The organism is Mesorhizobium sp. WSM4816, from assembly GCF_055811535.1.
On the sequence record NZ_JBVVQR010000003.1, the window covers coordinates 278,506 to 290,779 of the forward strand.

At 64.8% G+C, this 12,274-nt stretch carries 10 protein-coding genes; 2 read left to right on the plus strand and 8 right to left on the minus strand.

The window, feature by feature from the left end; genetic code table 11:
• From AC0L3H_RS05610 to AC0L3H_RS05620, 3 genes are read right to left on the minus strand one after another with little or no spacing between them, the layout of a single operon-like run.
• Positions 1-1,542 carry a 6-hydroxynicotinate reductase gene (locus AC0L3H_RS05610; protein ID WP_473584764.1) on the minus strand — a complete coding sequence of 514 codons (1,542 nt, stop codon included), beginning with the start codon at positions 1,540-1,542 and terminating at the stop codon, positions 1-3.
• Positions 1,539-4,292: a molybdopterin-dependent oxidoreductase gene (locus AC0L3H_RS05615; RefSeq protein WP_473584765.1), complete on the minus strand. Its 2,754-nt coding sequence runs from the start codon at positions 4,290-4,292 to the stop codon at positions 1,539-1,541. Before AC0L3H_RS05615 ends, AC0L3H_RS05610 begins: the two co-directional genes overlap by 4 nt.
• A gap of 59 nt (positions 4,293-4,351) precedes the next feature.
• Entirely contained in the window at positions 4,352-5,215 is an 864-nt protein-coding gene (locus tag AC0L3H_RS05620; protein ID WP_473584766.1) for an FAD binding domain-containing protein, read from the minus strand.
• Between the two features lie 301 nt (positions 5,216-5,516).
• Here AC0L3H_RS05620 and pncA point away from each other — a divergent pair, with 301 nt between their 5' ends.
• Together pncA and AC0L3H_RS05630 are read left to right on the plus strand one after the other, a co-directional pair.
• Complete coding sequence (pncA, locus tag AC0L3H_RS05625; RefSeq protein WP_473584767.1) at positions 5,517-6,116, plus strand: bifunctional nicotinamidase/pyrazinamidase; 600 nt, start codon at positions 5,517-5,519, stop codon at positions 6,114-6,116.
• Between the two features lie 41 nt (positions 6,117-6,157).
• Positions 6,158-7,588, plus strand: a complete 1,431-nt coding sequence (locus AC0L3H_RS05630) for a sodium:proton antiporter (protein ID WP_473584768.1) — start codon at positions 6,158-6,160, stop codon at positions 7,586-7,588.
• Here the strand turns inward: AC0L3H_RS05630 and AC0L3H_RS05635 are convergent, their stop codons facing one another.
• Genes AC0L3H_RS05635 through AC0L3H_RS05655 form a run of 5 tightly spaced genes read right to left on the minus strand, consistent with a single transcriptional unit; the run spans position 7,589 to position 12,198 of the window.
• Positions 7,589-8,308 carry an ABC transporter ATP-binding protein gene (locus AC0L3H_RS05635; protein WP_473584769.1) on the minus strand — a complete coding sequence of 240 codons (720 nt, stop codon included), beginning with the start codon at positions 8,306-8,308 and terminating at the stop codon, positions 7,589-7,591.
• Positions 8,305-9,030 carry an ABC transporter ATP-binding protein gene (locus tag AC0L3H_RS05640; RefSeq protein ID WP_473584770.1) on the minus strand — a complete coding sequence of 242 codons (726 nt, stop codon included), beginning with the start codon at positions 9,028-9,030 and terminating at the stop codon, positions 8,305-8,307. The genes AC0L3H_RS05635 and AC0L3H_RS05640 overlap by 4 nt, the downstream gene beginning before the upstream one ends.
• Positions 9,027-9,989 (minus strand): branched-chain amino acid ABC transporter permease, encoded by a 963-nt coding sequence (locus tag AC0L3H_RS05645; protein WP_473584771.1) that lies wholly within the window; start codon positions 9,987-9,989, stop codon positions 9,027-9,029. The genes AC0L3H_RS05640 and AC0L3H_RS05645 overlap by 4 nt, the downstream gene beginning before the upstream one ends.
• Positions 9,986-10,867, minus strand: a complete 882-nt coding sequence (locus AC0L3H_RS05650; RefSeq protein WP_091596321.1) for a branched-chain amino acid ABC transporter permease — start codon at positions 10,865-10,867, stop codon at positions 9,986-9,988. Before AC0L3H_RS05650 ends, AC0L3H_RS05645 begins: the two co-directional genes overlap by 4 nt.
• Positions 10,868-10,893: 26 nt before the next feature.
• Positions 10,894-12,198 carry an ABC transporter substrate-binding protein gene (locus AC0L3H_RS05655; protein ID WP_473584772.1) on the minus strand — a complete coding sequence of 435 codons (1,305 nt, stop codon included), beginning with the start codon at positions 12,196-12,198 and terminating at the stop codon, positions 10,894-10,896.
• Positions 12,199-12,274 lie beyond the last annotated feature (76 nt).

Here is a 12,274-nt window from a genome sequence, read left to right on the forward strand (position 1 = left end):
CTACTTTGCCCCGTCTGCCGCTGCGCGCCGCAACTGCGCCAGCGGCGGCCATGGGTTGCTGGCCGGCGCGCCCGTGCCGCGGCGCGGGTTGAGATACTCGCCGCCTTTGGCGAGAATGTCGTCAACGCTGCGGATCTCGGCTTCGTAGCCGCCGAGCCTGATATAATCGTCGCGGCGCAGGGTGAACTCGATCGGCGCCACCAGCGCCGGCGTCGGCACATAGCCGAAGGCGCCTTCCGGCACGCGGGTGACGTCGACCATCAGCGTGATGCCGCCGCCCGGCCAGACATAGACCGGCGCGCCGCCGACCGTCACATAGGTCGTCAGGCCCTGCACCGAGCGGGTCAGATTGACCGGGTTCTCGGTGACGCCGGCACGCAGCGAGCCGCCGGCGCCGCCGACGAACAGCACGGTGCACAGCGCCGGCTCGCAATTGTCCTCGATCAGGCCGACGGATTTCTGCAGCCGCTCGGGGAACGGTTTCTGCACCGGCTTCAAGGCGTCGTCGAGCTCGTAGTAGGCGAACTGCTCGCCGGTGGTCGAGACCATCAGCAGCGACAGGCCGGGACGCGCGCCCTTCTTCGCATTCCATTCGCCAAGGATCGACAGCGGGTCGGAAATGCTGGTGCCGCCCCAGCCGAGGCCGGGCTCCGACACCTTGAAATAGCGGCCCGGCGTCGAACGGCGGCCGATGATTTTTATCCCCGTGTCCTGCCAGCCGAGCACCTTGCCTGCCTGATGCTCGGAAACGACGCCGGTGATGTGGTCGTCGACCACCACCACCTCGTCGACCAGGCCGCGCCACTGGGTGGCGAACATGCCGATGGTGGCCGAGCCGCAACCGACCCGCATCCGCTGTTCAAGCTGACCGTCGATGACCGGCGGCTTACCGGCTTCGACGATGACCGTGGCACCGCCGTCGATGGTGAGTTCGACCGGCTTGCGGTTGCATAGATTGAGCAGCGCATCGCAGGTGGCGCGACCTTCGGCCTTGGATCCGCCGGTCAGATGATGCACGCCGCCCAGCGACAGCATCTGCGAGCCATATTCGCCTGTCGTGACATGGCCGATCGCCTCGCCCGCCGCGCGGACCGTCGCCGTTTCGGGGCCGATATGCCGGTCGGTGTCGATCTTCACCTTGACGCCGCAGTAGGAGAAGATGCCCTCGGTGACGACGGTGACGAGATCGACGCCTTCGACCTCCTGGCTGACGATGAAAGGCGCCGGCTTGTAGTCGGGATAGGTGGTGCCGGCGCCGATCGCGGTGACGAAGCGGCGGCCGGTGTTGACCAGTTCGCCGTCCCATTCTTCGCCCTCGGCGACAAACGGCACGACCGCGCCGCCGGCCTCGGTCGCGTGGTCGAGGATGGTCAGCGGATCCATCCGCACGATCCTGCCGCCGACATTGCCGTAGCGGTCGCAGGCGCCGGTGCGGCCGTCTGCTATGTAGCACATGACCGGGCAGGCATCGCAGCGGATCTTTTCCGCCACCTGCTTCTCGCCGGGATCATGCGTCTCAAAACGTTCGGCAAGCTCGCTCATCGGCGTGCCTCCTTGTCGCGGATCGCGGCGCGGATGCGGCTCGGCGTCGCCGGAATTTTGCTGACCAGGGCACCGGTGGCATGGCGGATGGCATTGAGGATCGCCGGTGCCGTCGGGATCAGCACATGCTCGCCTAATCCCTTGGCGCCAAAGGGTCCTTCCGGATCCGGAACTTCGATCAGGATGGTCTCAATCGGGGGCACGTCGCCGATCGTCGGGATCAGGTAGTCGTGCAGATTCTCGGTGCGGCCGGGGATGTATTCCTCCATCAGCGCCATGCCGATGCCTTGCGCGATGCCGCCTTCGATCTGGCCTTCGGCGAGCAGCGGATTGATCGCCTTGCCGACATCATGCGCGGCGGTGATCTTGATCAGCTTGACCGTGCCGAGCTTGAGGTCGACCTCCAGTTCGGCGATCTGCGCGCCGTAGCCATAGACGGCGTAAGGCTTGCCCTGGCCCCTGGCGTCGAGCGGCAGGGTCGGCGGGTCATAGCTTTCCTCAGCGCGAAAGACCAAGCCGTCGGCATCGGCCTTCAGCGTGGACAAATCGATATGCCGTGTCGCTTCGCCCTCGCGGATGACCAGGCTTGCGCCATCCAGAGCGATCGCCGCTCTCTCCGACACATTGGCGAAGCGCAGCATCGTCTCGCGCAGGGCACGGCCGGCCTTTTCGGCGGCCTTGCCGGTCACGAAGGTCTGACGCGAGGCGGACGTCTTGCCGGCGTCCGGCGTGATCGCCGTGTCGGCGCTTTTCAAGCGGAATTTTTCGAGCGGCAGGCCGACCGCGTCGGCGCAGATCTGCGCAATGACCGTGTTCGAACCTTGCCCGATATCGACCGCGCCCTGATGCAGGACGACATCGCCTTCAGCCGAGATGCCGACCCTGATGGTCGACGGATTGGGCAGCGAGGTGTTGCCGCAGCCGTACCAGCAGGAGGCGACACCGACGCCGCGTTTCCTGCTGTCATTGGCACTGTTGAACGCATCGGCATCGACAAGCGCACGCATCCAATGCGGCCGCAGCGCTTCGAGGCACTCGGCGATGCCGACGCCCGATTCCAGCCTCTGGCCGGTAACCGTTTCGGAGCCGTTCCGAAGGCTATTTTTGAGGCGAAAATCGAGCCGGTCCAGTCCAAGCTTTGCGGCAAGCTCGTCATAGAGCGTCTCCTGCATGATCGTCGCCTGCGGCACGCCGAAACCGCGGAAGGCGCCGGAGATCGGGCCATTCGTGTGGATGGCGCGGCCTTCGGCGCGATAGTTCGGCGTCGCATAGGGACCGGAGGCATGCACCGGCACGCGGTTGGCGACGGTCGGTCCCCAGCTCGCATAGGCGCCGGTGTTGAAATCGCCTGCGAAGACCATGCCGGTGACGCGACCATCGGCATCGGCGCCGATCATCGCCGTCATCTCGGCGGGATGACGCTTGGTGGTCGAGATCATCGATTCATGACGGGTATAGGCGAGCGCTGCCGGCCGCCCGGTCTTCATCGCGACCAGACCGATCAGCGGCTGCAACGAAACGTCAAGCTTGGAGCCGAAGCCGCCGCCGGTGGCGGTCGGCACGATCCGCACCTTGTCGACGGCAAGGCCAAGCACTTTTGCCACGTCGTCGCGGTCCATATAGGGCGCCTGCGTGCAGGCGACGACGACCAGCGTGTCGCCGTCCATATAGGCATAGCCGGCCTCGGGCTCGATGTAGGCATGTTCGACATAGGACGTGTCGACGGCGCCGGAAACAGTGAAGGCGGCGCCGGCAAGGGCGGCGTCGGGGTCACCACGCTCGACAAAGCCCGATGTGAGCAGGTTTGCCGGCCGGTTCTCGTGGATCAGCTGCACACCGCCGGCTTGCGCCTCGGCTGGCTGCAGGACATGCGGCAACTCGGTCCAACGAGCAGGAAAATCCGCAAGGTCGAGATCGAGGATGGCCTCGCGCTCGCCGGCAACCAGCGCCACCGCCTCGCCGCGAAAGCGCGAAAAATTTTCGGCCAGCGCCGGCTGGTCGGCAAAAGGCGCGATGACGCCGAAGCAGTTCCTTCCCGGAATGTCGGCAGCGGTGAAGACGCCGACGATGCCGGGATGGACTTTCACCCAGGCGTCGAGATCGCCGAAGGCGAAGCGGGCGTGATAATGCGGCGAGCGGACCACCAGCACCGCCAGCGCATCGGCCGGGAAGGAATCGCCGCCGAATTTTTCGCCGCCGGTGACTTTCGGCAGGCCGTCGAGCCTGATCGGGGATGAACCAACGGCGTGGCCGGACTGCGGCATGCGATGGTCGAGGTCATCTGCATGGCGCGACGCATCCATCACCGCCGCGACGATCTTGCGATAGCCGGTGCAGCGGCAGAGGACGCCGCCCAGGGCATCCAGGGTTTCGGCCTCGGTTGGATTGGGGTTGCTGTCCAGAAGCGCTGTCGCCGCGATGAGCAGGCCGGGTGTGCAGATGCCGCATTGCGCCGCGCCATGGTCGAGGAACGAGGCCTGCAGCGCCGACAATCTGCCGTTGGCGAGACCCTCGACCGTGGTCACCACGGTGCCAGCGGCAGAAGCCGCAGACATCAGGCAGGCGCAGACAGGTTCGCCGTCGACAAGCACCGTGCAGGCGCCGCAGTCGCCGGCGTCGCAGCCGACCTTGGTGCCGGTCAGCCGCAATTCGTCACGCAGCACCGAAGAGAGACGGCGAACCGGCGGCACGCAGACAGAGACGGCGGCGCCGTTGACCTCGAAGGCGATGTCAGCGCGCTCCATGCTCATGCCAGGCTGAGCTCCGCTCATGCCAGGCTGAGTTTTGGTCATGCCAGGTTGAGCTTGGCTCATGCCGCCGCTACCTTCTCGACCGACGCGTGACCCGCGGCACCGAGAACGGCGCGGGCGACAATCTCGCGCGCGGCGTCCAGCCGGTATTCGGCGCTGCCGCGCACGTCGTCGATCGGCGAAAGCTCGTCCATCGGTGCGGACTGGATCGCAGCGACGAGAGCGTCGTTGACCGGGAGGCCGCGCAAGGCTGCTTCGACACTTGCAAGACGGCTGGCGACCGCCGAACAGGAGCCGACGGCGACGGCGGCGTTGGCGACGATGCCATCCTCAATGGTCAAGCGAGCCGCCGCCATGGCTATCGAAATGACGAGATAGCGGCGCGCGCCGAGTTTTTCGAAAACCGACGTGCCGGTGGCCGCTTCTTTCGGCACGCGGATGGCGGTGACCATTTCGCCCGGCTGCAGTTCCGTGCGGCGGTTCCCCAGGATGAATTTTTCCAGCGGCAGATGGCGGACCATCGTCACCGCGCGCAGTTCGACCTCGGCGTCGAGGACGAGCAGCGCCGGCACGCCGTCGGCCGCCGGGGAGGCGTTGCAGAGATTGCCGGCGATGGAGGCGACGTTCTGGATCTGGACGGAGCCGACTTCCCGCGCCGCCTGCTTCAGCGCGTCGAAGGCCGCCGGCAGCGGATGACGGACAAGATCGGTCCAGGTCGTGCGCGCGCCGATGCGCCAATGGCTGTCGGTCTCAGCAATACCACGCAGCGTCGCTAGGCCGTTGATATCGAGGACATTGTCGCGGAAAGGCTTGGCTCCTTGTGCCGCATAGAAATCGGTGCCGCCGGCAAGGATGCGCCACGGAGCCTCGCCAAGCAGAGCGAGCGCCTCGTCGACCGTGGTGGGTTTCGCGTAACGGATCACGCCCGCCTTCCCAAAAAATGGGCCTTCCCAAAAATAGGGAGTCCTTCCGGCATTCGGGCCGGTCAAATTCATTCGTATGCAAATGATATCAAGCCGGCAGGAATTGTCAAAGCCAGAGTTTTGCGCCGCTATCCGCATCGGCGCGACGGCACGCATTTGTTATACCGTTAGAGTTGACGCAGCCGGCCATCTGGTCAAGTTTCTGCATCCGTTGCGTCAGCGGCATTTTCGGCGGGTTCGAACACCGGATTCCACGTTTCGGCAGACTTCATGCCTCCGGGACAAACAAGAGGGAGGCTCCATGGCCGACGAAGCGCTTGTCATCATCGACCTGCAGAACGATTTCTGTCCGGGCGGCGCGCTGGCGGTGGCCGGCGGCGACGAGATCGTGCCGCTGGTCAACGACCTGATCCGGCGGACCGAACATGTCGTGCTGACGCAGGACTGGCATCCCGCCGGACATTCGAGTTTTGCCTCCAATCATCCCGGCAAGCAGCCGTTCGAAACGATCGAGATGCCCTATGGCCCGCAGACGCTGTGGCCCGACCACTGCATCCAGGGCAGCCTGGGTTCGGATTTCCATTCGGGCCTTGCCTGGACCAGGGCCGAACTGGTGATCCGCAAGGGTTTCCGCCAGGAGATCGACAGCTATTCGGCTTTCTTCGAGAACGACCATGCGACGCCGACCGGCCTTGCCGGCTATCTCAAGGAGCGCGGCATCGACACGCTGACCCTGGTCGGCCTGGCGACCGATTATTGCGTCGCCTTCTCGGCGCTCGATGCGGTCAAGCACGGCTTTCACACGACAGTGCGGCTCGACGCCTGCCGCGGCATCGATCTCAATGGCTCACTCGAGACGATGCTGAACCGAATGCGCGATGCCGGCGTGACGCTGGCTTGAACATCACCAATCGCATTCGACACAATTCCAGAGGGGGCATTATGCGGTTTGCGGCGGCATTGACGGCGGGCGCTGTGGTGGCAGTCGCAACCCTGTTTCCGGGAACAGTGCTTGCAGCCGAGGCCCACGAATTGCCCGGCGAAACAATGTCGCTGTGGTGGGCGCTGCCCTTTGCCGGCCTGCTTCTGTCGATCGCCACCGGGCCGTTGCTCTTCCACCATGTCTGGGAGCATCACTACGGCAAGATTACCTTGTTCTGGGCGGCGCTTGCGGTCGTGCCGCTGGCGCTGGCGTTCGGCATGGCTTCGGCTGCAGAGGCGGTGCTGCATGCGCTGCTCACAGAATACATGTCGTTCATCATTCTTCTGTTTGCGCTGTTCACCATTTCGGGCGGCATCCTCGTCGCCGGCAACATCCACGGCACGCCGCTGGTGAATGCCGGACTGCTGCTGATTGGGGCGATGCTCGCCTCGGTCATCGGCACGACCGGCGCCTCGATGATCCTGATCAGGCCGATCCTGCGCGCCAACGACAACCGGCCGTTCAACGCCCATGTCGTCATCTTCTTCATTTTCCTGGTGTCCAACATCGGCGGCTCGCTGACGCCGCTCGGTGATCCGCCGCTGTTCGTCGGCTTCCTGCGCGGCGTCGATTTCTTCTGGACCGCTGCCAATCTCTATCAGGAGACATTGTTCGTCGGCGGCCTGGTGCTGGCCGTCTTCCTGGCCATGGACATCATCATGCATCACCGCGAGGCCGGCGCACCGAAAATCAAGGATCCGACACCGGACACCAAGGTGCGCATCCGAGGCCTGGCCAACCTCCCGCTGCTGGCCGGGGTGATCGGCGCGATCCTGCTTTCCGCGACCTGGAAGCCGGGCGTGGCGTTCTCCGTCCAGGGCGTGAGCCTTGAATTGCAGAACCTTGTGCGTGACGCCATCATCCTGGCCCTCGCCTTGCTTTCGCTCGCTGTCTCAAGCAAGAGCCACAGGCGGGCGAACAACTTCCACTGGGAGCCGATATCAGAGGTGGCAAAACTGTTCGCCGGCATCTTCATCTGCATCGTGCCGGTCATCGCCATTCTCAGGGCCGGTGCTGGCGGCGCGCTGGCGCCGCTGGTCTCGCTGGTCAGTTCGCCAACGGGCGAGCCCAACGACCTGGCGTATTTCTGGATGACCGGAGCGCTGTCTTCCTTCCTCGACAATGCGCCGACCTACCTGGTGTTCTTCGAGCTCGCCGGCGGCGATCCGCAGCATCTGATGACCACCTTCGCCTCGACGCTGGCGGCGATCTCGGCCGGCGCGGTGTTCATGGGCGCCAACACCTATATCGGCAATGCGCCGAATTTCATGGTTTACGCCATTGCCAGGCATCGCGGCGTAAAAATGCCGGGCTTCTTCGGCTACATGGCATGGTCGGGCGCGGTGCTGATCCCGATTTTTTTGATCGCGGGTTTCCTGTTCTTTCGCTGATCAGCCGACGCCGACATAGCGGCGGACCGCCGACGGATCGGCGCGGAGCTCCTCGACATCGACGGTCTCGCGGTTGCGGCCGTTTTCGATGAACGAGACCCGGTCGGCGACGGACAGCACGGCATCGACGCGCTGCTCGACCAGGATCGTCGAGACGCCTGATACACGCAGCTTCGCTACCGTCTCGCGGATTTTTGCGATCATCGACGGCATCAGCCCTTCGGTCGGCTCGTCGAGCAGAAGCACCTGCGGCTCGAGACACAGGGCCCGCGCCATAGCCAGCATTTGCTGCTCGCCGCCCGACAGCGTGCCGGAGCGTTGTCTCAGCCGCTGGCGCAGCAGCGGGAAGAGCTCGAGCACGTTTTCGCGCGTCGCCTTGCCCTTGCCGCGGGCCATCAGGCCGATCTCGATGTTTTCGGCCACCGTCATCTCGGCGAACAGCCGCCGGCCCTGCGGCACATAGGCGACGCCGGCCTTCGGCACGTCATGCGCCGGCAGGCCGGTCAATTCCCTGCCGTCGAGCCTGATCGAGCCGGCGCGTGTGGGAACGAGTCCCATGATCGCCTTCAGCGTCGTCGTCTTGCCGGCGCCGTTGCGGCCGAACAGGCAAAGCACCTCGCCCTTGTTCAGCACGAGGTCAAGGCCGTAGAGCACCTGGACCTCGCCGTAGAAGCAGTCGAGCCCGGAGATGGTCAGTGCTTCAGCCCGTGGTTGCGTCATGGGGTCGTCCCCAAATAGGCGTCCTGCACTTGCGTATTGGCGCGGACCTGCTCGGGCGTGCCTTCGGCCAGGATCTTGCCGGCGTTGAAGACGGTGATGCGGTCGGCAAGCTGCATGACCACCGGCATGTTGTGCTCGATCAGCAGCACGGTGGCGCTTTTGGCGATCTCGCGCACCAGCCCGATGAAATTGTCGATCTCGCTGTCGGCCAGCCCCTGCGTCGGCTCGTCGAGGATCAGCAGGCGCGGTTTCAGCGCCAGCCCCATCGCCACTTCGAGCAGGCGCTGATGGCCATAGGACAATTGCCCGGCCGGCATATGGGCGCGGTCGGCAAGGCCGGTGCGCTCCAGCGCCACCATGACGCCGGCATGCACAGCACCTTTCGAGCGGCCGTCGGTCAGCGTGCGCTGCACCGGCAGCGCGACATTGTCGTAGGCGGTGAGGTTGGCGAAGACGCTGGTGATCTGGAAGGTGTAGGCGATGCCAAGGCGGACCCTGGCGTAGGCCGGCAGGTTGGTAATGTCGGCGCCGTCGAAGACGATCATGCCCGATGACGGCTGGATGCGGCCGCTGATCAGGCTGACGAAGGTGGTCTTGCCGGCGCCATTGGGGCCGATGACGGCGCGGATCTCGCCCGGCATGAGAGCGAAATCGACACCATCGACAGCGCGCAGGCCGCCGAAATTGCGGGACAGGCCTTTGGTCGTCAGCAGCGGCATCATGGCAGCCATCCGAGCCAGCGCTGACGGATGGTGCCGAGAATGCCCCTGGGAAAGTACAGCACCAGCGCGATGAGGGCGATGCCGACGATCAGCAGATAGGCCGAGGTGTAGCCGCTGGTGATGTCGACGACATAGTACATGAACAGAGTGCCGATCAGCGGACCGAGCGTGGTCGCAGCACCGCCGAGCAGCACCCAGAGCAACGGCAGGATGGAATATTGCACCGAGGCGAAGGTCGAGCCGATATAACCGAACAGCAGCGCGTAGGCGGCGCCCGAAGCCGCGCAGATGGTGCCGGAGACGACGACCGCGGCAAGCTTGTTGGAAAAAGTGTCGTAGCCAAGCATTTTGGTCCGCTCCTCGTTTTCGCGGATGGCGACAAGCACACGGCCATACCTGGAGCGGACGGTGACGAGCGTCACCAGCAGCACGATCGAGAACAGGACCAGCGCGCTCATGTAGCGCACGGTCGGATTGGTGAGGCCGAGCGAGGTGTCGCCCAAAACAAGCACACGCGCCGACTGCGGCACCACCAGGCCCTGATCGCCGCCGGTCCAGGCCGCGAGATAGAGGATTATGAGATAGAACACCTGCGCGAACATCATGGTGACGATCATGAAGGCGACACCGGAAGTGCGCAGCGCCAGCAGCCCGATCACCAGCGCGAGAAGCGCGCCGCAGGCAAGGCCGGCGGCGAAGGCGGCCGGCACGCTCCAGCCGAGATGGATGACGGCAAGGCCTGCGCCATAGAGCCCAGCCGAAAAGAACATGGCGTGGCCGAGGCTGAGCAACCCGACATAGCCGAACAGCAGATTGTAGCCCATGGCGAAAACCGCCAGCACCATGATGCGGGCGAGCAGCCCGTGGTGATATTCCGGCAGGACGAAGCTTAGGGCGAACAGCAGGACGATGACGCCCAGATGCAACGCATAGGCGTTTGACGGTGAAGCCTCCTTCATCGCGATGCCGTCCCGAACAGGCCCTGCGGCCGGAACACCAGCACCATGGCCACCAGCAGCGTGGCGATGATCTTGGCCAGCGTCGGCGAGAAGAACACCGAGATGATGCCGTCCGACAGGCCGATGAGCACGGCGGCGACCACGGTTCCGCGCAGCGAGCCGAGGCCGCCGATGATGACGACGATGAAGGACAGCAGCAGCGGGTCCTGTCCCATCAGGTAATGCGCCTGGCTGATCGGCACGATCAGCACCGCGGCCACCGCCGCCAGCATGGCGCCGAGCGCGAAGACGCCGGCATAGACGCGGTCGACCGGAATGCCAAAGGCCTGCGCCGTTTCGCTGTCATATTGCGTGGCGCGCATGACGAGGCCGATTCTCGTACGCGTCAGCACGAACCAGGTCGCCACCAGCAGAAGCGCGGATGCGGCGATGATCGACAGCTTGTAGCCGGAGTAGCCGAACCACGGCAAAAGGATGCGGTAGCTGAAGGGCGGCTCCACTGGCCGTGCCTCCGGACCATAAAAGGTCAGCGCCAGTTGCTGGATGATGTAGAGCATGCCGATGGTGGCGACGATGGTGGCTTCCGGATTGTAATTCAGCCGGCGCAGCACCAGCCGTTCGGAGACCAGCGCGATCAGGCCGACGATCAGTGGCGCCAGCACCAGGGCTGCGAGGAAGCCGAGCGCCGGATGGCCTGATATCGCCGTGGAGATCGCCCAGGCAAGCACCGCGCCGAGCATGAAGAACTCGCCATGGGCGACATTGACGACGCGCATGACGCCGAACACCAGCGACAGGCCAAGCGCCGTCAGCGCCAGCACGGCGGAGGTGACGAGGCCTTCGAGGGCGGCGAGAAGAAGATGAGGTCCGAAGTGCATCGGCTATACGCTGGCGGGGTGCAAACTCACAGGGCCTGGGTCGTGTAATCCCCTTCCGGCTCGTAGAGGCCGTCCTCGATCTTGGTCTTGTGGACGACGTTCAGCCGGCCGCCTTCGACCTTTGAGATGTTCTGGATGCCAAAACACTGGTGGATCTTGCCGTTGAAGGTCTTCGGCCCTTGCGGATGCTCGGGGCCCTCGGCGAACTCGGTCAAGGCCTCGGTCGCCTCGACCAGCTTGGCACGGTCTTCCGGGCCCTTGTAGCCGGCATCCTCCATCGCCTTCTTGACGACATAGAGCGTTTCCCAGCAGCCGAACATGTGCGCGGCGGTGGAGACGTCCTTCGGATCGCCGACGGCAGCGCCATTGTCGTCGATGCCGACGGCGGCGCGATAGGCCTTCTGCGCGGCGGAATCATCTGGCTGCGCGTAGCGCGGCGAGCCTTCCCAGAAATGGCTGCCGTCGAGGAATTCGAGGCCGAGGCTGTTGATGTCGGTGGCTTCGAGCGAATCGATGAAGCCGAACAGCTGCGGCCGGCTGGAGCCGTAGAATTCCCCGAGTTCCTTGACGAAGGTGAGTACCGCCGGGCCGACCATGACGTGGTAGATCACTTCGGTTTCGGCCGGGATCTGCGGAAAGTATTTGGTGAAGGACGATTCCGTCGGCGGGATGGCGATCTGGGCGATGACCTCGGCGCCCTGCGCCTTCAGCGCCGGCGGCAGGTAGTCGCGATGGTCGTAGCCGAAGGCGAAATCGGGGAATATCTGCGTCACCTTCTTGCCGGCATTCGCCGCGATCCACGGCGCCATCGCCTGGATCTGGCTCTTCACGTCGGTGATGCCGGGCTGGAAGACGTAGCGGTTGAGCTTGGTCGAGGCGACGTGGTGGCCTTCGCTGACGACAAAATAGGGCATCTTGGCCTCGCCGGCGGCCGGCGCCGAGCCGATGACGACATGCGAAAACAGCGTGCCGTAGACGATGTCGGTCTTGTGCTGGGTGGCGAACTTGCCGACCACTTCGGCGCCGCGGCCGGGATCGGTGCCGTCATCCTCGATGATCACCTCGACCGGCCGGCCGTTGATGCCGCCGGCTTCGTTGATCGCCTTGACCGCGGCTGCGGTGGTCCGCTCGTACCAGCGGCCATAGGCGGCGCCGATGCCGGTGCGGTGGCACTGGAAGCCGATCTTTATCGGCGCCGAGCTCTGCGCCTGGCTGTAACGCACGAACCCGGGCGCGACGGCGAGGCCGGCGCCCGCGGCCAACCCCTTGAGCGCGGTGCGGCGGGTAAAACCGGTCTTGGAGAGATCGAAAAACCCATTCTTGTCAGTCACGGCAGTTCCCCTTGTTTTTTGAGTTTGACCAATGGCTGTAGCGACGCGGGCCACTCTCGGTAAGAGCGCCGAAATT

What these genes read in the sequence shown, in the direction of transcription:
- AC0L3H_RS05610 (WP_473584764.1), bottom strand. Translation starts at nt 1,542, where the DNA reads ATGAGCGAGCTTGCCGAACGTTTTGAGACGCATGATCCCGGCGAGAAG.
- AC0L3H_RS05615 (WP_473584765.1), bottom strand. Translation starts at nt 4,292, where the DNA reads ATGAGCATGGAGCGCGCTGACATCGCCTTCGAGGTCAACGGCGCCGCC.
- pncA (WP_473584767.1), top strand. Translation starts at nt 5,517, where the DNA reads ATGGCCGACGAAGCGCTTGTCATCATCGACCTGCAGAACGATTTCTGT.
- AC0L3H_RS05630 (WP_473584768.1), top strand. Translation starts at nt 6,158, where the DNA reads ATGCGGTTTGCGGCGGCATTGACGGCGGGCGCTGTGGTGGCAGTCGCA.
- AC0L3H_RS05635 (WP_473584769.1), bottom strand. Translation starts at nt 8,308, where the DNA reads ATGACGCAACCACGGGCTGAAGCACTGACCATCTCCGGGCTCGACTGC.
- AC0L3H_RS05640 (WP_473584770.1), bottom strand. Translation starts at nt 9,030, where the DNA reads ATGATGCCGCTGCTGACGACCAAAGGCCTGTCCCGCAATTTCGGCGGC.
- AC0L3H_RS05645 (WP_473584771.1), bottom strand. Translation starts at nt 9,989, where the DNA reads ATGAAGGAGGCTTCACCGTCAAACGCCTATGCGTTGCATCTGGGCGTC.
- AC0L3H_RS05650 (WP_091596321.1), bottom strand. Translation starts at nt 10,867, where the DNA reads ATGCACTTCGGACCTCATCTTCTTCTCGCCGCCCTCGAAGGCCTCGTC.